Origin of the sequence: Hymenobacter sedentarius (assembly GCF_001507645.1) — a bacterium.
Classification (GTDB): domain Bacteria; phylum Bacteroidota; class Bacteroidia; order Cytophagales; family Hymenobacteraceae; genus Hymenobacter; species Hymenobacter sedentarius.
Genome location: NZ_CP013909.1, coordinates 146,154 through 172,974, shown reverse-complemented (window position 1 = coordinate 172,974; position 26,821 = coordinate 146,154). Strand labels below are relative to the sequence as shown.

28 protein-coding genes and 2 pseudogenes are annotated in these 26,821 nt (G+C 62.9%); 20 read left to right on the top strand and 10 right to left on the bottom strand.

Annotation, left to right across the window (positions count from 1 at the left end):
- Positions 1–103 precede the first annotated feature (103 nt).
- Positions 104–1,516 carry a mercuric reductase gene (locus tag AUC43_RS00770; RefSeq protein WP_068188535.1) on the bottom strand — a complete coding sequence of 471 codons (1,413 nt, stop codon included), beginning with the start codon at positions 1,514–1,516 and terminating at the stop codon, positions 104–106.
- Between the two features lie 152 nt (positions 1,517–1,668).
- Here AUC43_RS00770 and AUC43_RS00765 point away from each other — a divergent pair, with 152 nt between their 5' ends.
- The gene (locus AUC43_RS00765) at positions 1,669–2,403 is read left to right on the top strand and encodes a hypothetical protein (RefSeq protein WP_068188532.1); all 735 of its coding nucleotides are present in this window, start codon (positions 1,669–1,671) and stop codon (positions 2,401–2,403) included.
- Between the two features lie 258 nt (positions 2,404–2,661).
- Here AUC43_RS00765 and sucD read toward each other — a convergent pair whose 3' ends face one another.
- Positions 2,662–3,561, bottom strand: coding sequence for a succinate--CoA ligase subunit alpha (sucD, locus tag AUC43_RS00760; RefSeq protein WP_068188529.1), 900 nt, complete (start codon positions 3,559–3,561; stop codon positions 2,662–2,664).
- 298 nt (positions 3,562–3,859) lie between these two features.
- Between sucD and AUC43_RS00755 the strand changes: the two are divergent.
- Together AUC43_RS00755 and AUC43_RS00750 are read left to right on the top strand one after the other, a co-directional pair.
- Positions 3,860–4,834: pseudogene (locus AUC43_RS00755) on the top strand (PLP-dependent cysteine synthase family protein); the annotation flags it as partial.
- A gap of 73 nt (positions 4,835–4,907) precedes the next feature.
- The gene (locus tag AUC43_RS00750; RefSeq protein ID WP_068188524.1) at positions 4,908–5,318 is read left to right on the top strand and encodes a response regulator; all 411 of its coding nucleotides are present in this window, start codon (positions 4,908–4,910) and stop codon (positions 5,316–5,318) included.
- A 97-nt stretch (positions 5,319–5,415) separates the two neighbouring features.
- Here the strand turns inward: AUC43_RS00750 and AUC43_RS00745 are convergent, their stop codons facing one another.
- Together AUC43_RS00745 and ade are read right to left on the bottom strand one after the other, a co-directional pair.
- Positions 5,416–5,991: a hypothetical protein gene (locus AUC43_RS00745; RefSeq protein ID WP_068188519.1), complete on the bottom strand. Its 576-nt coding sequence runs from the start codon at positions 5,989–5,991 to the stop codon at positions 5,416–5,418.
- A gap of 127 nt (positions 5,992–6,118) precedes the next feature.
- Positions 6,119–7,780, bottom strand: a complete 1,662-nt coding sequence (gene ade / locus AUC43_RS00740) for an adenine deaminase (protein ID WP_068188515.1) — start codon at positions 7,778–7,780, stop codon at positions 6,119–6,121.
- Positions 7,781–7,855: 75 nt separating this feature from the next.
- Between ade and AUC43_RS20730 the strand changes: the two genes are divergently transcribed.
- The 4 genes from AUC43_RS20730 to AUC43_RS00725 all read left to right on the top strand — a co-directional run bounded on the left by AUC43_RS20730 (position 7,856) and on the right by AUC43_RS00725 (position 10,425).
- Positions 7,856–8,014: a hypothetical protein gene (locus AUC43_RS20730; RefSeq protein ID WP_157780863.1), complete on the top strand. Its 159-nt coding sequence runs from the start codon at positions 7,856–7,858 to the stop codon at positions 8,012–8,014.
- Between the two features lie 117 nt (positions 8,015–8,131).
- Positions 8,132–8,536, top strand: a complete 405-nt coding sequence (locus AUC43_RS00735) for a hypothetical protein (protein WP_068188512.1) — start codon at positions 8,132–8,134, stop codon at positions 8,534–8,536.
- Between the two features lie 31 nt (positions 8,537–8,567).
- Positions 8,568–9,257 (top strand): (d)CMP kinase, encoded by a 690-nt coding sequence (cmk, locus tag AUC43_RS00730; protein WP_068188508.1) that lies wholly within the window; start codon positions 8,568–8,570, stop codon positions 9,255–9,257.
- A 286-nt stretch (positions 9,258–9,543) separates the two neighbouring features.
- Complete coding sequence (locus tag AUC43_RS00725; protein WP_068188504.1) at positions 9,544–10,425, top strand: 4-hydroxy-3-methylbut-2-enyl diphosphate reductase; 882 nt, start codon at positions 9,544–9,546, stop codon at positions 10,423–10,425.
- Positions 10,426–10,491: 66 nt separating this feature from the next.
- Here AUC43_RS00725 and AUC43_RS00720 read toward each other — a convergent pair whose 3' ends face one another.
- A complete protein-coding gene (locus AUC43_RS00720) occupies positions 10,492–11,037 on the bottom strand; it encodes an O-acetyl-ADP-ribose deacetylase (RefSeq protein WP_068188501.1) in 546 nt (181 codons plus the stop codon).
- Positions 11,038–11,251: 214 nt separating this feature from the next.
- On the opposite strand from AUC43_RS00720, the gene AUC43_RS00715 reads away from it, so the two are divergent.
- From AUC43_RS00715 to AUC43_RS00685, 7 genes are all read left to right on the top strand, one after another.
- On the top strand, positions 11,252–11,554 hold the full coding sequence (locus AUC43_RS00715) for a 2TM domain-containing protein (protein WP_068188498.1): 303 nt from the start codon (positions 11,252–11,254) through the stop codon (positions 11,552–11,554).
- A 38-nt stretch (positions 11,555–11,592) separates the two neighbouring features.
- Complete coding sequence (locus AUC43_RS00710; RefSeq protein ID WP_071885781.1) at positions 11,593–12,759, top strand: PQQ-dependent sugar dehydrogenase; 1,167 nt, start codon at positions 11,593–11,595, stop codon at positions 12,757–12,759.
- 89 nt (positions 12,760–12,848) lie between these two features.
- Complete coding sequence (locus tag AUC43_RS00705; RefSeq protein ID WP_068188495.1) at positions 12,849–13,775, top strand: glycosyltransferase family 2 protein; 927 nt, start codon at positions 12,849–12,851, stop codon at positions 13,773–13,775.
- A gap of 62 nt (positions 13,776–13,837) precedes the next feature.
- Positions 13,838–14,320, top strand: coding sequence for an ATP-dependent zinc protease family protein (locus tag AUC43_RS00700; RefSeq protein WP_068188492.1), 483 nt, complete (start codon positions 13,838–13,840; stop codon positions 14,318–14,320).
- 62 nt (positions 14,321–14,382) lie between these two features.
- Positions 14,383–15,333 carry a 30S ribosomal protein S6--L-glutamate ligase gene (gene rimK, locus AUC43_RS00695; protein WP_082684819.1) on the top strand — a complete coding sequence of 317 codons (951 nt, stop codon included), beginning with the start codon at positions 14,383–14,385 and terminating at the stop codon, positions 15,331–15,333.
- 25 nt (positions 15,334–15,358) lie between these two features.
- Complete coding sequence (locus AUC43_RS00690; protein ID WP_068188488.1) at positions 15,359–16,795, top strand: hypothetical protein; 1,437 nt, start codon at positions 15,359–15,361, stop codon at positions 16,793–16,795.
- A 47-nt stretch (positions 16,796–16,842) separates the two neighbouring features.
- Positions 16,843–17,802, top strand: coding sequence for a succinylglutamate desuccinylase/aspartoacylase family protein (locus tag AUC43_RS00685; RefSeq protein ID WP_068188484.1), 960 nt, complete (start codon positions 16,843–16,845; stop codon positions 17,800–17,802).
- 170 nt (positions 17,803–17,972) lie between these two features.
- Here AUC43_RS00685 and AUC43_RS19915 read toward each other — a convergent pair.
- Positions 17,973–18,721: pseudogene (locus tag AUC43_RS19915) on the bottom strand (IS5 family transposase).
- A 126-nt stretch (positions 18,722–18,847) separates the two neighbouring features.
- On the opposite strand from AUC43_RS19915, the gene AUC43_RS00670 reads away from it, so the two are divergent.
- From AUC43_RS00670 to AUC43_RS00650, 5 genes are all read left to right on the top strand, one after another.
- Entirely contained in the window at positions 18,848–19,528 is a 681-nt protein-coding gene (locus AUC43_RS00670) for an OmpH/Skp family outer membrane protein (protein ID WP_068188470.1), read from the top strand.
- A gap of 294 nt (positions 19,529–19,822) precedes the next feature.
- Positions 19,823–20,107, top strand: a complete 285-nt coding sequence (locus AUC43_RS00665; protein ID WP_068188468.1) for a hypothetical protein — start codon at positions 19,823–19,825, stop codon at positions 20,105–20,107.
- Positions 20,108–20,280: 173 nt separating this feature from the next.
- Positions 20,281–21,519, top strand: coding sequence for an MFS transporter (locus tag AUC43_RS00660; protein WP_233254071.1), 1,239 nt, complete (start codon positions 20,281–20,283; stop codon positions 21,517–21,519).
- A gap of 64 nt (positions 21,520–21,583) precedes the next feature.
- Entirely contained in the window at positions 21,584–22,210 is a 627-nt protein-coding gene (locus AUC43_RS00655) for a hypothetical protein (RefSeq protein ID WP_068188461.1), read from the top strand.
- Positions 22,211–22,321: 111 nt separating this feature from the next.
- A complete protein-coding gene (locus AUC43_RS00650) occupies positions 22,322–22,696 on the top strand; it encodes a cupin domain-containing protein (RefSeq protein WP_068188457.1) in 375 nt (124 codons plus the stop codon).
- Here the strand turns inward: AUC43_RS00650 and AUC43_RS00645 are convergent.
- On the bottom strand, positions 22,693–23,586 hold the full coding sequence (locus tag AUC43_RS00645) for a diacylglycerol/lipid kinase family protein (RefSeq protein ID WP_233254070.1): 894 nt from the start codon (positions 23,584–23,586) through the stop codon (positions 22,693–22,695). The two genes, AUC43_RS00650 and AUC43_RS00645, sit on opposite strands and share 4 nt — an antisense overlap.
- A gap of 125 nt (positions 23,587–23,711) precedes the next feature.
- On the opposite strand from AUC43_RS00645, the gene AUC43_RS00640 reads away from it, so the two are divergent.
- Positions 23,712–24,716: an App1 family protein gene (locus AUC43_RS00640; protein ID WP_068188455.1), complete on the top strand. Its 1,005-nt coding sequence runs from the start codon at positions 23,712–23,714 to the stop codon at positions 24,714–24,716.
- 9 nt (positions 24,717–24,725) lie between these two features.
- Here AUC43_RS00640 and AUC43_RS00635 read toward each other — a convergent pair whose 3' ends face one another.
- From AUC43_RS00635 to AUC43_RS00625, 3 genes are all read right to left on the bottom strand, one after another.
- Entirely contained in the window at positions 24,726–25,139 is a 414-nt protein-coding gene (locus AUC43_RS00635) for a glyoxalase superfamily protein (protein ID WP_257721732.1), read from the bottom strand.
- A gap of 149 nt (positions 25,140–25,288) precedes the next feature.
- Positions 25,289–25,885, bottom strand: a complete 597-nt coding sequence (locus AUC43_RS00630; RefSeq protein WP_068188450.1) for a DoxX family membrane protein — start codon at positions 25,883–25,885, stop codon at positions 25,289–25,291.
- A 316-nt stretch (positions 25,886–26,201) separates the two neighbouring features.
- Positions 26,202–26,795 carry a hypothetical protein gene (locus tag AUC43_RS00625; RefSeq protein WP_068188447.1) on the bottom strand — a complete coding sequence of 198 codons (594 nt, stop codon included), beginning with the start codon at positions 26,793–26,795 and terminating at the stop codon, positions 26,202–26,204.
- Positions 26,796–26,821 lie beyond the last annotated feature (26 nt).

Genomic DNA, 26,821 nt, shown 5'->3' with positions numbered 1-26,821 from the left:
AGCTGATACTGGGCCCGTTCAGTGAGTCATTCCAATGCGAGGCGCAGCCTCGCCCGGATAGAAGACACGAGTTACGCTGCGATAAACTCGCGCCAGTTTAATGCTACCTCCCGCCGCGCTTCAAATCCCGAAACACATTATTCAACCCTTCAGCCCAAGTTGGGTGGGCGAAAATCATGTCCTGTAGCTGCTGATACTTGAGCCGCCCGGCCATGGCTACTTCGAGGATGGCCATGATTTCGCCTGCTTCGGGGCCGAGCAGGGTGGCGCCGAGCAGCCGGTCGTCGTTGCCGACGAGTACTTTCCAGAAGCCGCGCGATTCGCTGGTGTGCTGGGCACGTCCTATCGTGCGCACTGGCATGGTGGCCACGCGGTAGGGCACGTTCTGTTCCTGGGCCTGGCCTTCGCTCAGGCCAATACGGGCCATGGGCGGGTCGGTAAACACCACGTAGGGGAGGGGCCGCTGGCGGGCCGAGCGTTTGCGGCCGTGCAGCAGGGCGTCGCGCACGATGCGGTAGTCGTCGTAGGCGAGGTGCGTGAACTGCGAGCCGGGGTGAATGTCGCCCAGCGCGTACACGCCGCGCACGTTCGTTTGCAGGTTGTTATTGACGAGGATGTAGCCTTGCTCGTCGGTTTTGATGCCCGCATAGCCCAGGCCCAGCTTGTCCGAATTGGGCTGGCGGCCGGTGGCTACCAGCAAATGGGTGCCGCGCAGGCGCCGTTCGCCCTGGCTGGTATGCGCCGAGAGGGTGAGCTGGCCATCGGCGCCGCGACTCACGCGGTGGGCGTGCGCGCCCATCACAAACTCGATTCCTTCCTGGCTCAAGGCTTCCTGCAGGCCGCGGCAGGCGTCGTCGTCTTCGTGCTCAAGCAGCTGCATTCCCGCTTCCACTACGGTAACCCGGCTCCCGAAGCGGCGAAACATCTGGCTGAATTCCATCCCAATGTAGCCCCCGCCCAGAATGAGCAGGTGCTCGGGCAGTTCCTGGAGGTCGAGCAGCTCGGTAGTGGTGAGGTAGCTGGCCTCGGCCAGTCCCGCCACATTAGGAACGGCAGGGCGCGTGCCGGTATTGATGAAGACGAGCGGGGCGGTGAGGTCCTGGGTCGTGCCATCGGCCAGGGCCACGTGCAGGGTGCGCGGCCCGGTGAAGGCGGCGTGGCCACCGAGCACGGTGATGTGGTCGTGCTCCTTGGTCAGGTTGGTGCGGGTGCCGTTACGCATGGCGCGCACCACCACATCTTTGCGGGCCACCGCCGCGGCCATGTCCACCCGAAGGCTGGCGGCGTTGGGCACTTCTGGGGCAGCTACGGTGGCGGCGGTGCGGAGCTGGTGTAGGCGCTCGGCGGTGGAAATGAGTGTTTTGGTAGGCGCACAGCCGTAGTTGATGCAGGAGCCGCCCAGGTGGTTTTCTTCGATGAGCACCACGCGGCGGCCGGCATCGGCCAGGGCCGTGGCCAGTGGGTTGCCAGCTTGGCCAGAACCAATGATAATGGCGTCGAAAGCAGTAGCGGACATGAGCACGGCGGTAGGTGAATCTCCTTGCCTTCATACGGTTCGGCTTGCCTGCGTGGCTAGCCCACTACCAAAATGAGCGGTAATGTCCGGTTTAAACACGAAATTGCGGTATCAGGCGTTGGTTTGCCTATTCTTATATCTAACCCTATTCTATGAAGCACCTGCTGCGCCTTACCCTATTACCTGTCCTTTCGGGCCTCACAGGATGTGCTTCGCTCTACTTTCCGCCGCCGCCGCATGCGCCGCTGCTCACGCACGAAGGCGAGTTCTACGGCGCGGTGAGCACCAACCAGCACAATAACTACGCCATGCAGGGCGCCTACGCCCTCACCAACCACCTGGGCGTGGCCGGCACATTTTCGTCGCTGCACCGCAACAAGTCGGCTAAAACCGAGAACATTGATTTTGGCGAAGTCAGCCTGGGCTACTTCACGCGCTTGCCCGATAAGCGCGTGCTGGAAGTGTACGTGGGCGGCGGCGGCGGCAGCACCGAGCGCATCGAGCGCGACAACGACCAAGTGACCACCAAAAAGCTGAACGGCAGCCTCTCCAAGGTATTTGCCCAGGTGAACTACGCCCGCAAAAAGAACGACAACCTGCGCCTGTTCAAGCACGACTTCCCGCTGACGTATGGCGCGGCGCTGCGCATGAGCTACATGCAGCTCAACAACTTCCACATCAACGACCAGCTGGCTCCGGGCGAAAACAACCTGTTTTTTGAGCCCATCACCTTCACTCGCGTGGAACTCGGCGGCCCCGTGCAGTTGCAGCTAATCAGCGGCCAGATTTTCGGCTTCCGTAGCAACAAGTACCTCAAGGCTGCCAACTCGGTGTTTCAAGTGGGCATTGTGGTGAACCTGGGCGGCGACAGCTCGGGGGATAACTAGCCCGATATAAGTTGAAAGCATCCCCATTGAACGTGTAGAGACGCGACACTTCGCGTCTCCTTGTTGCTGATGTTGTGATAAGTTGTGCAGTGTCGTTCAACGCCGAGACGCGAACCGCAGGTCGGCGTAGCCAAGTGTCGCGTCTCTATATCGACTTTTGTAAATACCACTGAAGGCGCCCAACTCAAAATTGAGCTAAATAAAAAAAGCCCCGGCGCTGGCCGGGGCTTTTTATGTTCGATAAAGCAATTGAGCTAACTACGCGACCACTTCAGCCTCTTGGCCGCTCAGTACGCGCAGCATGGTTTCGCCAATCTCAGCGGGCGAATCCACCACGTGGATGCCGCACTCGCGCATGATGGCCATTTTGGCGGCAGCCGTGTCGTCGGCACCGCCCACGATGGCGCCGGCGTGGCCCATGCGGCGGCCGGGAGGCGCGGTCTGGCCGGCGATGAAGCCTACTACGGGCTTCATATTGCCGGTATCCTTAATCCAGCGGGCGGCTTCGGCTTCCATGCCGCCGCCGATTTCGCCAATCATAACGATGCCCTCGGTTTCGGGGTCATTCATCAGCATCTCAATGGCCTGCTTGGTGGTGGTCCCGATGATGGGGTCGCCGCCGATGCCGATGGCCGTGGTCTGGCCCAGGCCGGCTTTGGTGAGCTGGTCGACGGCCTCGTAGGTGAGGGTGCCCGACTTGCTGACGATGCCGATTTTACCTTTCTGGAAGATGAAGCCGGGCATGATGCCCACTTTGCACTCGCCGGCGGTCATTACGCCAGGGCAGTTTGGCCCCACCATCGTGATGCCCTGCCGGTCTTTCAGGTAGTGCTTCACGGCAATCATGTCCTTAGTGGGGATGCCTTCGGTGATGGTGATGATGACGCGGATGCCGGCATCGGCCGCTTCCATGATGGCGTCGGCGGCGAAAGCCGGGGGCACGAAAATGATGCTGGTGTCAGCGCCGGCTTTTTCCACGGCTTCGGCCACGGTGTTGAACACGGGACGGCCCAGGTGCTCGGTGCCGCCTTTGCCAGGCGTTACGCCGCCCACCACGTTGGTGCCGTAGTCCATCATCTGCTGGGCGTGGAACGAGCCTTCGGAGCCAGTGAAGCCCTGCACGATAACCTTGGAATCTTTATTGACCAGAACGCTCATTCGTAGGTGATTTTGGGAAAATTAATGGAGGAGAGGCCGGTGGCCCGCTTGGGCAACAGCGCTGCAAAAGTAGGGCTTTTTGGGGGCGCGGCAAGGTGCTTTGTTCAATAACCAACCACTTGGCGTCTTGAGCGCAGCAGAGGACCTTAACGCAGTAGAACAGTTGAGTGCAATTCAGTTGGCGCAAGAGCGGTAAATGGCTTCGCTGCGCGCTGGACGACGGGCGGCACCCCGCCCCGCCGTCGAAATTCCTACCTTTGTGCCTTCACCCGAAAACTCCCCCACCCAACCTTTTTCAATGTATTTCAACCACGTTATCGAGGCCGTTGGCCACACGCCCCTCGTCAAGCTCAACAAGGTCACCGACGGCATCAAAGGCACCGTCCTGGCCAAGGTAGAGTATTTCAACCCCGGCAATTCGGTGAAGGACCGCATGGCCATCCGCATGATTGAGGACGCCGAGAAAGCCGGTCTCCTGAAGCCGGGCGGCACCATCATCGAGGGCACCAGCGGCAATACCGGCATGGGCCTGGCCCTGGCCGCCATCGCCAAAGGCTACAAAACGGTGTTTGTGATGAGCGACAAGCAGAGCAAGGAAAAGCAGGACATCCTGCGCGCCGTGGGCGCCGAGGTGGTGGTGTGCCCCGTCGACGTGGCCCCCGACGACCCGCGCAGCTACTACTCGGTAGCTCGCCGCCTCAACCAGGAAACGCCCAATTCCTTCTATCCCAACCAGTACGACAACCTCTCGAACACCGCCGCCCACTACGAGGGCACTGGCCCCGAGCTGTGGGCCCAAACCGAGGGCAAAATCACGCATTTCGCGTGCGGAGTGGGCACTGGCGGCACCATCTGCGGCACGGCCAAGTACCTGAAGGAGCAGAACCCCGGCGTGGTTTCCATCGGCCTCGACACCTACGGCTCGGTATTTAAGAAATACAAGGAAACGGGCGTTTTCGACGAAAACGAAATCTACCCTTACAAAACCGAAGGCATCGGCGAAGACATTCTGCCCAAGAACGTGGACTTCGACCTGATTGACTTGTTCATCAAAGTAACCGACCAGGACGCGGCCGTGATGACGCGCCGCCTGGCCAAGGAAGAAGGCCTGTTTGTGGGCTGGTCGTGCGGCTCGGCCGTGTACGGCGCCCTGGAATATGCCCGCGAGCACCTCACCGAGGACGACACCATGGTGATTATCCTGCCCGACCACGGCACCCGCTACCTCGGCAAAATATACAACGACGACTGGATGCGCGCCCAGGGCTGGTTGTAATCAATCTGGGCTATTGCCGGAATGCGCTGGGGCTGGTATCTTCGTGGAAGCTAGAAATCAAACATTATACATGTCTGCGAATTTGAATCATATTGTACTGGTAGACGACAACGAAACCACTAGCTTCCTCAACAATCGCCTGTTGGGTCGTTTGGCCGTTGCCGACCACGTGAGCACGTTTTCGCGCGCCGATGAGGCGTTTGAGCAGCTCTGGGGCGACGCCGACAACGGCAGCCGCGGCCCCGCGCCCGACCTGGTGTTTGTGGACCTGAAAATGCCCGGCATTTCCGGCTTCGAATTCCTCGAGCTGTACAACGCCCTGCCCCAGCCCGTGCAGGACAAAACGGTGATGGCCGTGCTCACCACCTCCATGCACGGCGCCGATACGGCCCGCGTGGCTAAGTACCCCAACGTGGAGTACCTGACCAAGCCGCTCACCGAAGAAAAGATGCGCAAGCTGCTGGAAAAGCGCTTTCAGTAGCTCTGGCCAATACGCAAGGTTTGCCAGTACAATAACTGCTGCTTGGCCGCCTGTATTCAGCTCAAGTATATAGCCCAACAAATTCAAAGGCCCTGACTCACTCCGAGTCGGGGCCTTTGAATTTTCCCTTAATCTTATCGAACACCCCGTGGAAAAGGCCTTCGTTTTTCTGCTTAAGGATGATGTAGCGCACCGAAAAGCCAGTCGGAAACCGGTTCCAGTCGCTGGAGTGGAATTCGACGGTGGGCTTGAAATCGATGGATAGCACCACGGGCACGAACGCAATTTTGTACTCGGCCCCGATGATGCCATCGAAGCCCCAGAAGTTACCGTCGTCCTTGTTGGTGCCGTAGTGGCCGCCCGCGCCTAAGTAGTAGTTGAGGCTGGGCCCCAGAATGCCGAAGTGGCGCTCGGCCAGCACGGTGGCGCTGCGTTCGCGGGGCGCCAGCATGCCCAGGCCTTCCAGCGTAGTGCTAGGCAGCACCAGCTGCTGAATGGTGATGCCGTAGCTACTGCCGCCGCTGCGGAAGCCCGCGGCCGTGCGGTACTTCTGGGCCAGGGCCGGCTGGGCGAGGCCAGCCACCAACAGCAGCAACAAGGCGGGGCGAGCAGCCCGCCAGCTCAATTTCTGGAATGGCTGATGCAGCAACTGAAATGGAAACGAGTAAATCATATATAAGGAAGCAATTCTGAGCTGGCCTGCCTGGCTTTTCGCTGGCAGTGCCGGCCCGGGTCGGGCCCTAGTACGCAGAATTGGTGCGGGAAATTGCTTTTGAGCAGCAGAAACAGCGCTGGGGCGGCTACTCCACGGCGGCTACAAACGCGAACTGCTGCCCGTCAAACAAGCCTTTGTCGCTGAGCTTCAGGTCGGGAATGACCAGCAGCGCCATAAACGAGAGCGTCATAAACGGGGCGCCCAGGGGAGAGCCTAACTGTTTGGCCAGGGCATCGACGGCGGCGTAGGCGCTGGCCACGGCGCGCCCGTCCTGGTCCGACATCAGGCCGGCCACGGGCAACGGCACCAGAATTTCCTGCCCATCGGCGCCCACGGCGGCCAGGCCGCCTTTGGCAGCAATCACCAGGTTTACGGCGCGGGCCAGGCTGGCATCGTTGCAGCCCACCGCCGTGATGTTGTGCGAGTCGTGGCCCACGCTGCTGGCCAGGGCGCCGTGCTTCAACCCAAAGCCGCGGATGAAGGCCACGGCCGGGGCCACCTGCGGCTGGTAGCGGTTGATGACGGCCAGCTTGAGGACATCGCCGGCGATATCGGGCACCACCAGGCCGTTTGCTACCTGCGCTGGCATGTCGACCCGGGCTGTGATGAGCTGGCCATCGAAGCACTGAATAACCCGCAAGTTGGGCTGGCCCGGGCCGGGCACCGGCACCCGGAAGTCTTCGGCCCGCACGGGCTGGGCGTGAAAGTTATTGACCACGCCCACCGGCGCTGGGGGCAGGAGCGACGTTCCTTTTTCGGCCACCAGCACGCCGTTGAGGTAGGTTTGCAGCACGTTGAACTGCTGCAGGTCCGAAACGGTGATGAAGTCGGCTGGGTCGCCTTCGCTCAGCAGGCCCACCGATAGGTTGTAGTGATTCACGGGGTTTACGCAGGCCACACGTAGCACCTGGAATACGTCGTGGCCCAAGGCCACGGCCCGCTGCACCAGCTGGTTGATGTGGCCCAGCACCAGCGTATCGGGGTGCTTGTCGTCGGAGCAGAACATCAGGTTGGCGTAGTGCTCGGGCATCAGCTCAATCAGGGCATCGAAGTTGCGGGCCGCCGAGCCTTCGCGGATAAGAATTTTCATGCCCACGGCCAGCTTGTCGCGGGCCTCGGCCGCGGTGAAGCACTCGTGGTCGGTGCTGATGCCGGCGCTGGCGTAGTGGGCTGCGTCCTGGCCGCGGAGGCCGGGCGCGTGGCCGTCTACGGGGCGGCCGGCGGCGTGGGCCAGCTCAATTTTGGCCATCACGTCGGCGTCGCGGTGCAGCACGCCGGGCCAGTTCATCATCTCGGCCAAGTAACCAATTTTAGGGTTTTCGAACAGCGTGGCAATGTCGGCGGCCGTGATTTCGGCCCCGGCCGTTTCGAAGGGCGTGGCCGGCACGCAGCTCGGGGCGCCAAAGCAGAACTTGAACGGCGAGTGGCGGGCGTTTTCCAGCATGTACTCCACGCCCGCCACGCCCAGCACGTTGCCGATTTCGTGGGGGTCCGACACGGTGGCCACGGTGCCGTGCGTCACGGCCAGCCGGGCAAACTCGGTGGGCACCAGCAGCGAGCTTTCCACGTGCACGTGGGCATCGACAAAGCCGGGCAGGGCGTAGGGGAGGGCCGCATCCGGAGCCGTGGCGCCGGTGGGGGTGATGCTGGCAATGCGGCCGCCCGCCACCCGAATGGTGGCCGGCTGGATGGAACGGGCAAAGATGTCGACAACGTTGGCGGTGAGCGAGAAATCAGCGGGAATCATGCGGGAAGCAAAGAGTAGTGAAAAGCCGAACGGCTCAGCCCGCAAAGAACCTTAACTTTGAGTAAAATACCTGCCATGAGGAAATCCCCGTCGTTTCTGCTTCTGCTCGTGCTGCTGAGCCTGGGCGCCAGCACCCTGAGCAGCTGCGCCCGCCGCACCACGCAGCAAAAGAAAACCAGCTGGTACAAGCACCACGGCCGCGGCAAAGCCGAGCCTTGCCCCTGCGACCGGTAGCCGTGGCTCCCTCAAAATAATCTGCCAACGGCCGGATGCAGCTTGGGCTGCCGCCCGGCCCTTGTGCATTTGGGCCGCTACCACCTTACTTACCTGCGTCACCCCCTTACTTGCCTTATGCCAGACGCCACCCCCACGCCCCTCGATTCCCTTCTGGTTGCTGCCGAACAGGTCCGCCAGCAATTAAAACTGAAAGCCTTCGATGCCGAAGGCGTGGCCCATCTGGCCAATTTTATCCAGGCCCAGCGCGGGCTGCTGGGGCCAGCCGAACGGCCGGGCTTTATCATGGCCCTGGGCTGCTTCCTCGGGCAGAGTCTGGTGCAGATGTACGGGGGCGAATGGGGCACCGGGCGCGACGGTAGTACGGGTATTGGGCTGGCCAACAGATTTTTTTTTAATCCCTTCCATTTAGTCGATGCTCAACTGAATGAGGGAGAAAGCGCCTCGGTGGCGGCCTTTTTTGCCTCGGTGCCGGGCCGCCTGAAGACCCCGCCCGCCGCGCGTAAGAGCTGGATTTCGTAATCTTGCGGGGCCAATGGCCGCCCGCGTCGTTATGAAACAACTCGTTATCGCCATTGATGGTTACTCCTCTTGCGGCAAAAGCACCACGGCAAAAGCCGTAGCCGCCGCCCTGCACTACGCCTACGTAGACACGGGCGCCATGTACCGCGCCGTGACGCTGTACCTGCTGGAGCACCACATTCCGTTCGATGATTTGACCCAAGTGGAGCAGGCCCTGCACACGCTGCAAATCAGCTTCCGCCGCAACCGCCGCACGGGCCGCAACGAAGTGTTTCTCGACGGCGTAAACCGCGAGGACGACATCCGCCAGATGGTGATTTCCAACTCCGTAAGCGAGGTGTCGATTATTCCCATGGTGCGGCACGCCATGGTGGCCCAGCAGCAGCGCATGGGCCGCAAGCGCGGCGTGGTGATGGACGGCCGCGACATCGGCACCACCGTCTTTCCCGATGCCGAAGTGAAGGTGTTTATGACCGCCGACGTGGACGTGCGCGCCCAGCGCCGACAGGCCGAGCTGGCCGAAAAAGGCGAACACGTGGGGCTGGACGTCATTGCCGAAAACCTGCGCAAGCGCGACTACCTCGACTCGACCCGCACCGAAAGCCCCCTGCGCCGGGCCGCCGACGCCGTGCTGCTCGATACCACCCACCTCGTTATCGACGAGCAGGTGGATTTCGTGCTCGAGCGGGTGTCGGCCGCGCTGTTTGCACCGCACGCGTAGCAGAGATTAAAAGTCAAGTCGTCATGCAGAGCGCAGCGAAGCATCTTCTCACGCCACAACGACTCGTTCGACGGGGATAAGATGCTTCGCTGCGCTCTGCATGACAAAAAGCGCGAGCAAGATGATTTGCTGCGCTCGGTAGGACGTTCCTTTAACGCTGAATGACCGCCGGCTTCAAGCTCAGCCATTGCAGGAAGTTGGGCTAACTTTTGCTGAGTGCGCTGCGGCAAAGGCGTACCTTTGCTCCGGCGAACCCCTTGCCGCCGCGCGGTGTTAAACTCCCAGCATGAAGGTCACTATAGATAAGAATTCCGGTTATTGCTTCGGCGTAGAATTCGCCATTCAAATGGCCGAAGACGAACTGGCCCACGGCCAGCAGCTGTACTGTCTGGGTGATATTGTGCACAACCGCATGGAAGTAGAGCGCCTGCATCAGCAGGGCCTGCGCATCATCGACCGCGAGCAACTGGCCCAGCTCCACGACACCAAAGTCCTCATCCGGGCCCACGGCGAGCCGCCGGAAACCTACCAGCTGGCCCTGCAAAACAACCTGGAGCTGATTGACGCCAGCTGCCCGGTGGTGCTCAAGCTGCAAAACCGGGTGAAGCACGCCTTCGACCTGAGCCAGCGCCAGGACGGCCAGATTGTGATTTATGGCCAGCCCGGCCATGCCGAAGTAGCCGGCCTCACGGGCCAGACCGGCAACCGCGCCATCATTGTGATGAACGAAGCCGACCTGGACCAGATTGACTTTGCCCGTCCCGTCACCCTCTTCAGCCAGACCACCAAAAGCACGGCCGGCTTCTACAAGATGAAGGCCCTGATGGAAGCCCGCATTGCGGCGGCCGGCGGTGAGCTGGATAGCTTTGATGCCAACGACAGCATCTGCCGGCAGGTGAGCAACCGCGAGCCCGCGCTAGCCAAGTTTGCCGTCGATTTCGACGTGGTGTTGTTTGTGAGCGGCCGCAAAAGCTCCAACGGCAAGGCCTTGTTCTCGGTGGTGAATGCCATCAACCCACGCAGCTACTTCATCGAGAACGAAAGCGAAATCGACGAAGCCTGGCTGGCCGGTGCCCAATCCGTGGGCATTTGCGGCGCCACCAGCACCCCGCTGTGGCTCATGCAGCAGGTAGCCCAGCGCGTAGAAGGCGTAGGGGAAATGGCCTAACCCACTACTTGTATTATTAATATAACAACCGGGCCCGATGACTCACCAGTCGTCGGGCCCGGCTGTTTAGCGGCTCAATTCCTGCTCGTAGAGCCGGCGGCTGGCGTCGTCAAATGCCACGAAAACCACGGTTTCGGGGTATTCATGTTCGGCCAGGAAGCGGCGCACTTCGCGCACGGCAATCTTGGCAGCTTCCGGCTTGGGGTAGCCGTAGATGCCGGTGCTGATGCCAGGAAAGGCCAAGCTGGTCAGGCGGTGCTCGGCGGCCAGGCGCAGGCTGTTGCGGTAGCAGCTGGCCAGGAGCGCGGGCTCGCCGTGGTGGCCGCCGTTCCAAACGGGGCCCACCGTGTGGATGACGTGGGCCGCCGGCAGCTTCCCGCCCGCCGTGATAACGGCTTGGCCCGCGGGCAGGCCGTTGCGGTAGTCGGGACTGGCCCGGATAAGGCGGCATTCCTCAAGAATGGCGGGGCCGCCGGCCCGGTGAATGGCGCCGTCGACCCCGCCGCCCCCGAGCAGGCTGGAATTGGCCGCGTTAACGATGGCCGAAACGTGCTGGCGGGTGATGTCGCCCTGAAGGAGCATGATGCGGGTGCTGAGGTCGGTGGAAGGCATGGCGGGCAGGGCAAAGCGGCAGGCAGCCGGGTGGATGCGGGAATGTGGTTGAACGCAGCTGATTTAAAATGGCTGCCTGCGGCTTACGCTTCAGCAGCCCCAATTGCTGCTTGGGAAACCGACGGTGACGCTTCGGTAGCGGCAAGTTGCGGGCCGCATTCAAAAAAGCGTATTTTTAACTAACCATTCCAATTACCCCTTAATTATCAACCTCATGGAGCCCCTGAACCGCGACCCATACCTGTGGCAAAAGGCCAAAGCCCGCGCCAAGTTTCAATCGCACCTCGTGGTGTACGTGCTGGTAAATGCCGGGCTGTGGGTGCTCTGGGCCCTGACCAGCCATCGGCACGACGAACTGGTGCCCTGGCCCGTGTGGCCCACGGTATTCTGGGGCATTGGGCTGGTAATGCGGGGCGTGGCGGCGTACGGCGGCTTCGGTTACGAGCAGCGCACTCAGCGCGAATACGAGCGGCTGCTGCGCGAGCAGAAAGGCAACGACGCGCAGCGCTTCGCATAACCTCTTCCTTGGGCCCAAGGCCTGCAAATCTGATGGCTATGAGAACGAACCCGTCCTTGCTGTTTGCCGCGCTGCTGGCGGTGTTGTGGATGCTGGCTCCCGCGACCGCGTGGGCTCAGCCCACGCCCGGGGCGGTGCCACCACCCAAAGCGGCGGGGAACCTGGCCAGTATCAAACTGCCGCAGGGCTTTCGCATTGCCTACTTTGCGCAGAACGTACCCGGAGCACGCGAGCTGGCCGTGGGGCCCGACGGCACGGTGTATGTGGGCACGAATGCCAATGGCAACAAGGGCAAAGTGTACGCCCTGCCCGACAAAAACCACGACGGCAAAGCCGACGCCGTCATCACCATTGCCACCGGCCTGAACACCCCCAACGGCGTGGCTGTGCGGCAGGGCAGCCTCTACGTGGCCGAAATCAACCGCATCATCCGCTTCGATAACATCGCGGCCAATCTGCGGACGCCGCCCAGGCCGGTGGTGGTGTACGACAAGCTGCCCGGCAACCCGTGGCACGGCATGCGGTACATCGCCTTCGGGCCCGACGGCCTGCTGTACGTGCCGGTGGGCGCGCCCTGCAACTCCTGCGAGCCCGAAAAGCCCATCTTTGGCACCATCAACCGGCTGCGGGCCGACGGCACGGGCTTCCAGAACGTAGCCACGGGCGTGCGCAACACCGTGGGCTTCGATTGGCACCCTGTAACCAAAGAGCTGTGGTTTACCGACAACGGCCGCGACATGCTCGGCGACGACGTGCCGCCCGATGAGCTGAACCGGCTCAGCAAGCCCGGCCAGCACTTCGGCTTCCCGTACTACTTCGGCGGCGACGTGCCCGACCCGGAGCTGAGTGCCGGCAAAACGCCCAACATGTACACCAAGCCCGCCCGCAAGCTGGGTGCCCACGTGGCCGCGCTGGGCATGAAATTCTACACGGGCACCAAGTTTCCAGCTCAATACCGCAACCAGATTTTCATTCCCGAGCACGGCTCCTGGAACCGGAGCCAGAAAAGCGGCTACCGCATCACGCTGGTGAAGCTAGACCCCACCGGCCGCCAGGCCCTGAGCTACGAGCCCTTTGCGGTGGGCTGGCTGCAGGGGCAGCAAAGCTGGGGCCGCCCGGTGTGCCTGCTTGTGCTGCCCGACGGCAGCCTGCTGGTGTCCGACGACCAGGGCGGCGCGGTGTTCCGAATCTGGTACGCGGGCTAGCCCCGGGCGGGGGCCAATGGCGGGGCTTGGGCTGGGGTCAGTACTTTTGGCTCCCCAATTGCGCCCGCGCCCTCATTTAGCCCTTGCCTGTGGATATATCGGTTGTCATCCCCATCTACAACGAAGAAGCCAATATTGCCACCCTGCACAACCGCGTAAAGGGCGTGCTGGAGGGCATGAAGGTGAGCTACGAGCTAATCTTTATCAATGACGGCTCGCACGACCGGTCACTGAACCTGTTGTTGGAGCTGGCCGCCCACGACCCGCAGGTGGGCTACATCGACTTGAGCCGAAATTTTGGGCACCAGATTGCCGTGACGGCGGGCCTGGACGTGGCCAAGGGCAACGCCGTGGTCATCATCGACGCCGACCTGCAGGACCCGCCCGAGCTGATTCCGGGCTTGTACGAGAAGCTGCAGACAGGCTTTGAGGTGGTGTACGCCAAGCGCCGCTCGCGGCAGGGCGAGAGCGTGGCCAAGAAATTCACGGCCCGGCTGTTTTACCGGCTGCTGGCCAGCATCACCCACATTTCCATCCCCGTCGATACCGGCGACTTCCGCATCATCTCGCGCAAGGTGGTAGAGGGCCTGAAGCTGATGCCGGAGCAAAACAAGTTTTTGCGGGGCCAGATTTCGTGGATAGGCTACCGGCAAACCTTTGTGGAGTACGACCGCGCCGAGCGCGCAGGCGGCGAAACCGGCTACACCTACCGCAAGATGATTCGCCTGGCCCTGGACGGCATCACGGGCTTCTCCGATGCTCCGCTGAAGGCCGCCACGCTGGGCGGGTTCGTGGTGTCGGGCGTGGCATTTCTGGTGATGCTCTACACGCTGTATTCGCGCTTTGTGACCCACGACTACCAGCCGGGCTGGGCCTCGCTGATGATTAGCATCCTGTTTTTGGGCGGGGTGCAGCTCATTGCCGTGGGCATTATTGGCGAGTACATTGCCCGGCTGTCGGCCAACGTGCGCCAGCGGCCGCTGTACCTGGTTTCTAATACCAACATCGTGTCCTGAGCCTAGCCGGAGGCGGCTATAAGGGCAGCAGTTGGCGCTTTGTGTGCATCTTAGGCGTTCCTATGGCCAGCCTCCGTCCTCCCAAGCGCGTCCTCGGTCGTCGCGAGTTGATTGATTTCCCCGACTTCGCCCTCACGGCCATCGAAGCCAAGGTGGACACGGGTGCCTACACCAGCGCCATTCACTGCAGCGACATTCGCATCGAGCCCGACGCCAGCGGCCGGCCCGTGCTGCACGTGCAGCTGCTCGACCCCGAGCACCCCGGCGTGAACGGCCAGCCGCTGGCCTTTGCCGAGTTTGCTCTGCGCGACATCCGCTCTTCCAACGGCGAGGTGCAGGAGCGGTACGTTATTCAGGCGGTGGTGAAACTCTACGGCAAACTTTTTACGGCCGAGTTTTCGCTCTCCGACCGGTCCGATATGAAATATCCTGTCTTGCTGGGTCGCAGCCTGTTGCGGGAAGGACGCTTCGTGGTGGACGTGGCCCGACGCAACCTTTCTTACAAAGCACAGGTTAGGGCAGCTTCCCGGCGTACGCGGCCCTGAAAATCTTTTCGGCCGTAGTTTGGCATCCGTTACCCTTCTCTCCTCACCACCGCCCCTGCATCGTGAAACTGGCTATTCTCTCGCGGGAACCCAAATCCTACTCCACCCAACGGCTGGTAGAAGCCGCCGCCGTGCGTGGGCACCACGCCGTGGTCATCGACCACATGCGGTGCAACCTCGTGCTGGAAAAAGGGCGGCCGGGCATCCTCTACCACGGCGAAAGCCTGGAGGGATTCGACGCCATTATCCCGCGCATCGGGGCTTCGGTCACGTTCTACGGCACGGCCGTGGTGCGGCAATTTGAGATGATGAAGGTGCGCACCGCCGTCGAAAGCCAGGCCATTGTGCGCTCGCGCGACAAGCTGCGCTCGATGCAGATTCTGAGCCGGGCCGGCGTGGGCATGCCCAAAACCGCCTTCACCAACAACTCGGACGACGTGCCGGCCATGGTGAAGCAGGTGGGCGGGGCCCCGGTCATCATCAAGCTGCTGGAAGGCACCCAGGGCCTGGGCGTGGTGCTGGCCGAGTCGGAAAAAGCAGCTCAATCCGTGATTGAGGCGTTTCACAACCTCAAGGCCCGCATCATTGTGCAGGAATTCATTGCCGAAAGCAAAGGCGCCGACCTGCGGGCGTTCGTGGTCGACGGCGAAGTAGTAGGTGCCATGAAGCGCCAGGGTCAGGAAGGCGAGTTCCGCTCGAACCTGCACCGCGGCGGCGTGGGCACGCTGGTGAAGTTGAGCCGCGCCGAGAAGGCTGCCGCCCTGCTCGCCGCCAAGGCTCTGGGGCTGAGCGTGGCCGGCGTGGACATGCTGCAGAGCAAGCGCGGCCCGCTGGTGCTGGAAGTAAACTCCTCGCCGGGCCTGGAGGGCATCGAGAAAGCCACCAAGCTGGATATTGCCGGCCGCATCATCGATTTCACGGCGGCACTGGCTCTCAAAAAACACAAACGCGCCGCCCTGCTCACGCCCGAAATGGACGGCGACTCCCAGCCCGCCCCGCCGCCCGCACCATAGCCCCGCCCGGGCCGTGCCACGCTTTATGAACAAACGATACCTGGTGGTTTTGCTGGCGCTGTTTGCGGGGCTGGATACAATTTTTACGTTTGGGCAGTACTGCCAGCAGCCCCTCGACGGCGACCTGGCGGCCATCGTGGTGCCCAGCGCCTGGTACCGTCCCGTGCTGCACGACCCGTTTGGCTGGGCCGTGCTCAGCCAAAATGCCGTTTACGCGGCCCCGAACCGGTTTTTTGCCCACGCCGCGATGGTGGGCTACCTGCGCCATGTGCCCCGCTGGCTGCACGCCGTGGCCTCGCCCATCGACAGCATTTACCTGGCCGGTGCCTTGTTCAAAACCGGCGTGCACGTGCTGCTGCTGGCGCTGCTGGCCGCCTACGTGCGCCTGGGCAGTCCTGGCACCTGGGGCCGCCACGGGTGGTGGCTGGCCGTGGCGCTGCTGGTGCCATTGTTCCAAACGGCCGGCTTCAACGGGCAAATGGGCATTGTGTCCCGCTCGCTCACCTATAGCTTCTTTTATGAGTTTCCGGTGGCGCTGCTGCTGGTGCTGCTGCTGCCGTTTTACCGGGTGGCGTGCTGCCAGCAGCCTATGCGGCTGGGGTGGCGGCCGGTAGTGGCGTGGCTGGGGCTGGCGGTGGTGCTGGCCTTCAACGGCCCGGTGGTGCCGGCGGCCGCGGCGGTGCTGTTTCTGGGCATCGGCGTGCACTGGCTCGGGCAGCAGTGGCAGCGGCAAAAAGGAGAGGGGCCGGGCGGCCCCGCCTGGCTGTCGGGGCAGGCCATGGGGCTGCTGGGAATTTTTGCCGGGCTGTGTGCCTACTCCCTGTTCATTGGCCGCAACAACGCCGAAAACGCGCATCCCTCCACCTTGTGGGAGCTGTACCAGCGAGTGCCGCAGGGCATTTTTAATGAGCTCACCAGCCAGCTAGGCCTGCCCTTGCTGGTGGCGTTTGTGCTGAGCAATGGCTGGCTGGTGCGGCGCTTTACGCTGGCATCGGCAGAGGGCCGGCGGGTGCGGCAGGTGCTGCGCTGGGTGGGGCTGTTTGCGGTGGTGTACATCGCGCTGCTGCCCCTGGGCGGCTACCGCCCGTACCGCCCGTATATCCTGCGCAACGACTCCATTTTGCCCGTGCTGCTGGGCTTGCTCTTTGCGTACGCGCTTTCCACGGTGTATTTGCTGCAGCAGCTGCCGGCGCGGTCCCGCCGCTGGTACGTGGGGGCGGTGTGCGTGCTTTCGTTCATCTTCATCAACGCCGACCGCCGCCTGTGGCTGCGCGACGGCAACGCCTGCGAACGGCAGGCCCTGGCGCAACTCGCCGCCGCGCCAGCCGGCGTGGTGCGCCTGCCCGCCGACTGCACCGTGCTGGGCTGGCTGCCGATTACCGATTTCCGGCAGTCGGCCTACAATGCGGAGTTGCTTTACTACTGGGGCGTCACGCCCAGCCGCCGGCTGTATTACCAGTAAGTCCAGGGCCCGGTATTTTGCCGTTATTTGCAGAAATCCGGTTTCCCGTGCCCCACGCTGCTTCCTCGTTTCACCTCAACGGCCTCACCATTCACCCCGGCGAGCAGGTGCTCACGCGGCTGGTGATTTCGAAGCTGCCCTCGGGCACGGTGATTGACGTGCCGGTGCACGTGATGCGGTCCACCGAGCCCGGCCCCACGCTGCTGCTCATGGGCGGCATGCACGGCGACGAGGTCAACGGCATCGAAACCATTCGGCGGCTGGTGCGGCGTGAGCTGCTGCAGCCGCTGCGGGGCAGCATCATTGCCATCCCCATTCTCAACATCTACGGGTTTCTGAATTTCAGCCGCGACGTGCCCGATGGCAAGGACGTGAACCGCTCGTTTCCGGGGTTTCCGCGCGGGTCGCTGGCCGGGCGGGTGGCCCACCGCTTCATGCGCGAAATCATGCCCCTGATTGACTACGGCATCGATTTTCATACCGGCGGCGCGGCGCGCGCCAACTTCCCGCAGGTACGCTGCCTGCTGGGCGTCGACCCCGAGGTGGACGCCATGGCGGGGGCTTTCGCGGCTCCGTTTACGCTGCACGCGGCCCTGCGGCCGGGCTCCTTGCGCGAGGCAGCCCACCGCTTGGGCAAGCGCATCATCGTGTACGAAACCGGCGAAAGCCTGCGGCTCGATGAGACCGGAATTGAAGAGGCGCTGGCTGGTACGCTGCGCGTGCTGCACCACCTGGGCATGGCTCCCGCCGCCCCGCCGCCGTCGCGGCCCGGCATTGTCTGCCGGCGGCATACGTGGCTGCGGGCCCGGTTTGCCGGGCTGTTTCGGGCCCACGTCGAAAACGGCCAGTACCTGGAGAAAGGGCAGGTATACGGCTCCGTAGCCGACCCATATGGGCAGCAGGCCGTGCGGCTGGAGTCGCCGGTGAGCGGCTACGTTATTGGGCTGAACCACATGCCGGTGGTGAACCAGGGCGACGCGCTGCTCCACATTGCGGTGCCCGAATAAGTGCAGCGGCCCGCCATGGACTTTTCCTTGTCTGCCGGACGGGTGCGGCTGCGCTACCTGCGCGCCACCGATTTGCCGGACTTTGCCGCGTACCGCGCCGACCCAGAAGACCGAACGCGCAATAAGTGCCGGTGCGCGGTAATTGGACCGGATTGGGCTAGGGGGTGTTCTCAGTTAAGATAGAGGGTCATGATGCGGGCACAGATGAACGCCTGAAAAGAGGCGTCCAATTTGTCGTATCGGGTGGCCAAGCGCCGGTGCTGTTTTAGCTTGTTCACGGTTTGCTCGATATGGTGGCGCTTGGCGTAGGCGCAGGGGTCAAAATGGGGGACGTGGCGCCGCCTCGGCGTAGGCGGAATAACGGCCAGCGCGCCCGCCGCGGCAATCAGCCCGCGCAAGGCGTCGCTGTCGTAAGCCGTGTCGGCCACCACTTCGCAAGCCGGGGCCAGGTGCGGGGCCAGCAGCCACGCCGCCTGCGGGCAATCACCGGCCTGTCCCGGGGTGAGCAACCAATTGAGCACGTTGCCGGCCCCGTCGCAGCTCAGGTGCAGCTTGCTGGTGCGCCCGCCCCGGCTGCGGCCGATGGCCTGCGCGCCTTTTTTTTGGCGGCGCCGGCCGCGTGCTGGTGCACGCGGATGCTGGTCGAATCGAGTTGCACCTGGCGCTGGCGGGCGTGGGGGATGCGGCGGTTGTGGGCGATAAGCCAGTTCGCCACCCGCTCCCACACGCCGCTGTCGCGCCAGCGGGCAAAGCGCACGTACACCCGGTGCCAGTGCCCCAAATGCGGCGGCAGGTCCCGCCAGCCCACGCCCGTGCGCCCCAGCCAGAGCACCGCTTCCACAAAGCCGCGCGTGTCGCGCGCCGTCGTGCCGCGGCAATTGGCCTGGCCCGGCAACAAAGGCGACAACTCCGCCCACATCGAATCCGTCAGTAATGTCCGGTCTGCGTTCATTCCCCAAGTTACCCTATTAACTGAGAACACGCCCTAGTTAGTGTTAGCTCAGGCCGGCAGCTTACTTTTACAAATTATTCACTTGTTGTTTCCATGAAAAACCCCGTTCAGACAACCATTAACATCGTGCTACTGCTGGCTGTGGCCGCTTTGTATTTCCTGCATTTCAGCAGCCGCGTGGCCGCCCCGGCCATTGCCACCGACAAATCCACCGCCGTCATGGCATCGCCCGTGCTAAACACGGCCGATACCACCGCTGCCAAAACCACCAGCACCACCACTGAGGCCACCGCAGCGGCTCCCGCTCCCGGCACCGAGGAAAAAATCGTTTACGTGGAGTCCAGCAAAATGCTCGATGGCTACCAGGGCATGAAGGATGCACGCAAAGCCTTTGAGGGCAAAGCCCGTAATTGGGAGCGCCAGAACCAAGGCATGCTCACCAGCTTCAAATCTGCGGTGGAGGCCTACCAGAAGCAGGCACCAACTCTTAGCCCCGAGCAGCGCGCCGCCTCCGAGCAGCGCCTCCAGGCCCAGCAGCAGGAAGTAGGCCAGAAGCAGCAGCAACTGCAGGCCCAGGCCCAGGAAGAAGAAGCCAAGCTCACCCAGAGCGTGCTCGAGAGCGTGAATAAGAAAGTAGAAGCTTATGGCAAAACCCACGGCTACAAGATGATACTGATTGCCGCTCCCAGTGGCACCATTGCCTACGGCCGGAAGGACCTCGACATCACCGCCCCGGTGCTGACTTACCTGAACGCCGAGTACCGCAAGAAGTAAGGCGGCGAGCGGGGGACCTCACCCCCGGCCCCTCTCCAAAAGAGAGGGGAGCCTAACTCTAAAAAGAAAGCCCCAGCTCAATTTTGAGTTGGGGCTTTCTTTTTAGGAATTGAGCTAAAAGCTTGTTGTGTGGCTCCCCTCTCTTATGGAGAGGGGCGGGGGTGAGGTTCCCCCGGCAGGCAACGACTCCGCTAGGCATTTCTGCTGGCCGTCGCTCGGGACATTAAACCTGGGCAACGGCGACTTGTCGAAGTCAGTAAAATACCCAGTGTTTGACTTAGCCTGCTTTATCCAATGAAAACCCGTTCGTTTCTGTTGCTGCTAGCCTTGCTGCTTGCTGGGCCGCTGGTGGCCTCTAGCCCGGCCCGGGCCCAGGTGATAGTGCGGGGTGGCTACTACAGCCCACCACCGCGCGCTTACTACGGCCCCCGCTACTTCCCGCCGCGCACGGCGGTAGTGTATGCCGTGCCACCGCCCCCTGTGGTAATAGTGCCAGCCCCCTATTACGCGCCTCGCATCTACTACGCACCCCGGCCTTACTACGGTTCGCGGGGCCACCACTACGGTCGCCGCTGGTAGAAGGCTGGGTTTCTCTCGATGAGTTGAAAAAAGCCCTGTTACGAAGTAGCAGGGCTTTTTTGTGCCCGGCAGGCCTGGGTACTGGGCTGAGGCATGGGACTATATGCCTGGGTAGGACAGGGCTGCTGGTTTTGGCGTACGTTTGGCTCAATTTCAGCCCGCAACTTTCCGTTTTGGCTTCCGACATTGCTCTTTCACCAGCTCCCACTTATCATCGGCCGCGGTGGGTGCTGCCCATCATTGTGTTTGCGCAGTTTGCCTGCACCTCGCTTTGGTTTGCGGGCAACGCCGTACTGCCCGATTTGCTGCCGGACCTGCTGCCCGATGCCTGGCTGAGAAGCGCGTCGCTGGGCGAGATGGTATCGGCGGTGCAGCTAGGGTTTATTGTGGGCACGCTGGTGTTTGGCCTGCTCCGGCTGGCCGATAGGGTGGCGCCGGCCCGCCTGTTTTTGCTCTGTGCCGTAGCCGGCAGCCTGACCAACGCGGGGCTGCTGCTGCCGGGGCCCACGCCCGTGGTGGTGCTGGGGCTGCGCTTTGCCACCGGCCTGTGCCTGGCCGGCATCTACCCGGTGGGCATGAAAATAGCCGCCGATTACTACGAAAGGGGGCTGGGCCGGGCTTTGGGCTACCTGGTGGGAGCGCTGGTGCTGGGCACCGCGCTGCCCCACCTGCTGCGGTTGCTGGCCGCCGACGTGGAATGGAAAGCCGTGGTGCTGGCTACCTCCGGCCTGGCGCTGGCGGGTGGCGTGCTGCTGTGGGCCTTGGTGCCCAACGGGCCGTACCGGCGGCCCGGGGCGCGGCTGCAGCTGGGCACGGCGTGGCAAGTATTCCGGGAGCGGCCGTTTCGGCGGGCGGCGTTGGGCTACTTTGGGCACATGTGGGAGCTGTACACGTTTTGGGCTTTTGTGCCGATGCTCCTGGTCACGCACGCACGGCTGCACCCCGAGTCGGGCCCATTTGGCCCCGGCTGGGCTTTTGGGCTGATTGCGGCCGGGGCGCCGGCCTGCGTGGCGGGCGGCTACCTGGCCCAGCGGTTCGGCAGCCTGCGCACGGCCCGGGCGGCGCTGGCGGTATCGGGCGCCTGCTGCCTGCTCAGCCCGCTGCTGCTGGCATTGCCGCGGCCCGCATTTGGGGTGGCGGTGCTGGTGTGGGGCATGGCCGTGGTGGCCGATTCGCCGCAGTTTTCGGCATTGGTGGCGCAGCGAGCGCCGGCTACCGCCACGGGCACGGCCCTCACGCTGGTTACCTGTTTGGGGTTTGCCCTCACCATTGTCAGCCTGCAGAGCTTCGCGGCGCTGCAAGGGCACGCGGATGCGCGCTACCTGTTTTTACTGCTGGCGCCCGGCCCGCTGCTGGGGCTGCTGGCTACGCGCACTGCCAGGCCCCAAAATGCGGACGACAGCAGGCGCTAGCTGCTCAATTTTGCTTAATCTTACGGCAACTAAACCCGCGTTGGGTTCCTGCTTGATTTCTTGCATGAAACAATTGTATTTGCCCCTGTGCGCCGCCCTGCTGCTGGCGGGCTGCAACCAAACTGCTCCCGTTACTTCTGCTCCTGCCGCGGCGGCCCCCACGGCCCAGGCGCCTGCCGTAACCCCCGCGGAAACCGCTCGTCCCGATTCGGCCATTGCCGCTGATACTGCGCCGGCTGCCGATGGCGTAGCGGCAGCGCCGGCCACTGCCGCCCCCGCGCTCCGCGAGGCCGAGACGCTGAAAATGTCGTTCAAATTCAAGCCCGCGCCGAATCCCGACGACCCCAACCACCCCAAAACCAGCGCCCACCTCGTGCTGCAGGGCGCCAAGCCTATCGACATTGACCTGGGCAAGTTTGCGGCCCTGCCCGATGTGGTGGACGCCACCAAGGCTAAGCTCGCCGGCTTTCCCGGCGGCATGCTCATGGGCTTCCGCAGCTACCACGCCTCATCGGGCACCAGCTCCGACCTGGCCGTGCTGAGCGTGGACGGCCACCGCCTGCGCGTGGTGCAGCGCCGGGTGGAAGAAACCGCCACCGAGCCGGGCCAATTTGAAACCGCCCGCGAAATTCCGTTGCCAGCCAATACCGTGGTGGTGGCTGCGCCTTTGGCTCCAACGGCCAAAAAGTAGCTCAACCCAGGCGCACGCAATTCAATAACGCCGGTCCATTCTCCGGCGTTATTGAAGCCAACGCGGCAAAATTGAATTGGGCTAACTGGTTTTTAATTTGTAGGTTAGGGCATGGATACAACAACCCTCCTTGCCCCGATGAAGGGGGCCGTGCGCCGCGAAGTAGGTGGTGTGCAAGTCGATGTGGTGAAAACCGGCAATGCCCGCGTCAAGCGCATTGTGTACCCCAAAGGCTTTCGCTGGTCCAGCAACCTGAAGGACATTGTGGGTACCCCGCTGTGCATGCACGCCCACGTGGGTTTCCTGGCCAGCGGCGAAATCGATATTCAGTACGCCGATGGCACCATTGAGCGGTTTGTGGCGCCGCAGGCCGTGGCTATCGCGCCCGGCCACGACGGCTGGGTGGTAGGCACCGAGCCGGCCATCCTCATCGAATTCGACTTCGAGGGCGAAACCGTGGAGCGCATGGGCGTGAGGCGCGACTAGGCCACCGAATCAGGCACCAGCACGCGCAGCGCACCCGGCCGGATTTCCACGTCGACGCGGGTGGTTTTGCCCCGGTACTCGCCGTCTACCTGGAAGTCGACGGGGCGGGTGATTTCCAGGCTCACGGTGGTGGTACTGAATATTTCCACTGCGGCCGGGTTGAAGGGCTGGAAGCGCCAGAACATCTTCAGCAGCTCGCGGCCCACCAGGCGGCGCAGCACCACCACCTCAAACCGGCCGTCGGACACATCGCCGTTGGGGTTGATGGTGGCGCCCGTGCCGTACACGCGGGCATTGGCCAGCACCACCATAAACGCGGTGCGCTCCACCTGCTCGTGGTCGCACTGAATGCGCACCCGCATCAGGCGCCGCCGCAGCAGCGACCAGAACGCGGCCCGCGCGTAGCCCAGCATGCCGCGCCAGTTCTGGTTTTGGGCATAGCGCACGAGCTGGGCGTTCAGGCCGATGTCGCTCAGGTGCAGGCAGAGGTCGGTGCCGTTGAGGTAGAGCACATCCACGGCTTTTTCGGTGCCGTGCACGGCGATGCGCAGCGCCTCGGTGGGGTCGGCGGGCAGGTTCAGCTCCTTGGCCATGCCGTTGGCGGAGCCCGCGGGCAGCACGGCCAGGGGCAGGTTGGCGGTAATGGCTTCGGCGGCCACAATTTTCACGGTGCCATCGCCGCCCACGGCCACCAGGCGGTCGGGGTGCTGGCTGGCGATGCGGGCCTGCAAGGCGGGGCCGTCGTCGTGGCCGGTAAGGGTGAGCACCTCAGCGGTATGGGGCAGGGGCACAAAGTAGTCGGCGATGGTGGTGGCCCAATCGGTCTTCTCCGCGCTGCCGGAAGCGGGATTCACGACGAACAGAAAGCACAGGGACGAAGGGGAGGGCATGGGCGGCGGGGAAGTGGCGGGGCGCAAGTTGAGTTGAGGTTACGGTTAATTCCCGCAAAATCCATCTAACTCATCTTTTTCGCCGTAACGGTTTTTCTGACCTCGCAGCCGAACATCCCTCCCCGATGACCGAAAAACTCCTGGCCCGGCTCCGCCTGACCCGGCGGCCCACACTCAAGCTGTACCGCGGCTTCGGCAGCCCCGGCTGCGTGGTGGTGCAGGGGCACGCCTTCCGGCAAAGCCCGCTGCCGCGCACCCGCTACCGGCCCAATTTCTGGGCCAACGCTTGGGGCCTGCTCCGCCTGTTTCTGGTGCGGCCCTGGGCCGAGGTGCCCGTGCGCGTGACCGTGGCCGGCCACACCGCCGGCGCCCGCACCGACGCCGACGGCTTCTTCCGCCTGGAAATACCGCTACCCACGCCGCTGCCGGCCGGCTGGCACCCGGCCACCGCCGAGCTGCTCGACATCGGCACCGGTACCCCGCTGGCCCATGCCACCACCGAGGTGCACGTGCCCTACGAAACACCCCTCGCCTTTATTTCCGACATCGACGACACCTTTCTGGTATCGCACTCGGCCACGCGCTGGCAGCGGCTGTGGGTGCTGCTGAGCCGCAATGCCCGCAGCCGCGCGCCCTTCGCCGACGTGGCAGCCCACTACCAGTGGCTGGCCCAGGCCGGCCCCGCCACTCCCGAGCGGCCCAATGCCTTTTTCTACGTCTCAAGCAGCGAATGGAACCTCTACGATTTCATTCTGGAGTTTACGGCCCACAACCACCTGCCCAAGGGCGTGTTCCAGCTCAGCCAGCTCAAGCGCCTGAGCCAGCTGCGGCACACCGGCCAAAACAAGCACGCCACCAAGCTCGACCGCATCGTGCGCATTCTCGAGGCCTGCCCCGGCCAGCGCTTCGGCCTGCTCGGCGACGACTCCCAGCAGGACCCGGGCATCTACGCCGAAGTGGTGAAGCACTTTCCCGCCCGCATCCGGGTGGTGTACCTGCGGCAGGTGCACGCCGCCGGCCGCCCCGCCGCCGAAGCCGCCCTGGCCCAAATCAAGCAAGCCGGCGTGGAGACCTGCTACTTCAAGCACAGCCGCGACGCGCTGCGGCACTCGCAGGAAATGGGGCTGTGAGCGGGCGGGCTACTGGCGCTCCACGAAAGTGAGGCGGTTGCTAAACGGGTCGGTGACGGTCATTTCCATGGCCGTCGGGTCGTAGGAAGGCGTCACAATGCTGGGCTTGTTGTACTTGTAATCTTTTACCTCCAGTTGGCGGTGAAAGGCATACAATTCCTGGAAATCATCGATGAATACCCGGGCCCCCGGAGAGCAGTCGCCGGAGTGCTCCGAAAGGTGCAGCGTGATGTCGCCGCGCGCAATTTGCAGGTAGGCTGGGCTGCCTTCCGGCCGGTGCTCCCACTCTATCCGGAAGCCGAGCCACGTCATGTAAAACTCCCGGGCTTTGTCGTAGTCAAAAATTCGGAGTATCGGAATTACATGCGCCACGTCGAGTCTTTTTAGGGTTGGAGGGTTGCCACTAGCCTGCTGCCAGGCCAGGGGCTTGGGGCAGTAAGCTACAGATAGTTTCGGGTTATTTCTGCAGCCCAGCTGGGGGTTCTACTGCCGCACCCGCTGCTGGCGTTTCAGGAAGTAGTGCCAGGCGGTGGCCCCCAGCAGCAGGGCCGCGCTGAGCAGCATGGTGCTGGTCATGGTGCGCAATGAAACGGGGTAGAGAGGCTGCCGATAACCACAACGCCGGCCCCCAGCCACCACAGCAGCTCCACGGGCAGCGGGGCGGTTTGCAGGCGCTGGGCGTGCAGGGCCGGCGCATCGGCGGGCGGGTAAAACAGCCACTTCAGCCGCGGGTAGTCGTGCAGCAGCAGGCCCAGGTTGAGCACCAGAAAGCCGGTGGTGAGAAAAGGCGTGCCCACCCAGTGTTGCGACCAGGTGAGGAATATAATATTGAGCCACATGGGCACCAACAGCACCGCCCCCAGCAGCGCAAACCGGCCCGAGAGCAGCAACAGCCCAATCAGCAGCTGCGCCACCCCGATAAATTGGGCAAAGATTTCGAGGCTGTACTTGGCCAGAAACGCGTGGTTCATGGGCGGGCCCATCAGCCCGGTGATATGGTTGTCGGAGAGCTTGTAGAGCCCGCCGCCCAGCATGAGCGTGCCCAGCAAAAGCCGGCTTCCGAGTACGTACAGGCGCCGCCATGGCCCACCTGCCACCAGGGCCACGCCGGTAGCCACCACCGGCAGCAGAATGCAGAGCGCGTAAAACAGGGCCGGAGCAATATTCATGAGGAGCAGGCCGAAACAGATAAAGGTCACTTGGGCTGAGTGGCCGGCTGCAATAGTATATTATCTGTTGCTAATATTCAACAAAAAGCCCCGCCAGAGTCTGGCGGGGCTTTTTGTTGTTTTGGCTCAACGAACATTGCTTCGTTTCAAATCGGCTGTCATGCTGAATAGAACATCAAGTTGTGCTGGCGTCTGTCCTGCTGAGCCTGCGAAGCACCTAATCGCCGCTGAATGATTCGTTCTAGCCTGAGAAGATGCTTCCTTCGTCAGCATGACAGACGGCGCGCTGCATGACAGCGCGGAAGCTAGAGTTAGGCTAGAACGTGTAGCGCAGGCTGATGGCGGCGTCGTTATAAAAGCCGGTGTAGCCGTTGAAGACGTCGAAGAAGGGCTTGTAGTCAACGCCTACTACGAACGGCAGGTCCTGCAGCTTGTATTCCAGGCCCAGAATCAGGTCGGCGCCGAAGGCTACGTACGTTGCTTCGTCGTAGCGGTAGTCGCCGTGCACGAGGTAGTAGTTGTTGCCGTGGCCCTTGTAGTAGTACCGGTCATCGGCGAAGTAGTAGCGGCCCTGGTAAGCTCCAGCGTGGAAGCCGGCGCCGTAGTAGAACTGCAGGCCTTTGGCGTCCGGAACGCCGATATGCTTTTCGCCCAGCACCGTGAGGCGGGCACCGCGGGCTTTGTACTCTGTCGTGAGCAAACCTTCGATGGCTACCCCGTTCTTGCCGCTCAGGAAGTGTTTGATGGTAAGTCCCGAAGAGTAGCCGCCGCCGCGCAGGCCAATGCCGGTGTTATACCCCGAATTGCTGCTGCCACCGCCGCCACTGCTTTTCTTTTTGGATTGGGCCTGGGCCAGGAAGCCCGGCAGGAGGAGCAGGAGGAAAAGAAACCTGAACTGTATGTTTTTCATGTAAAGCTGAATGGTAATGGACTAGT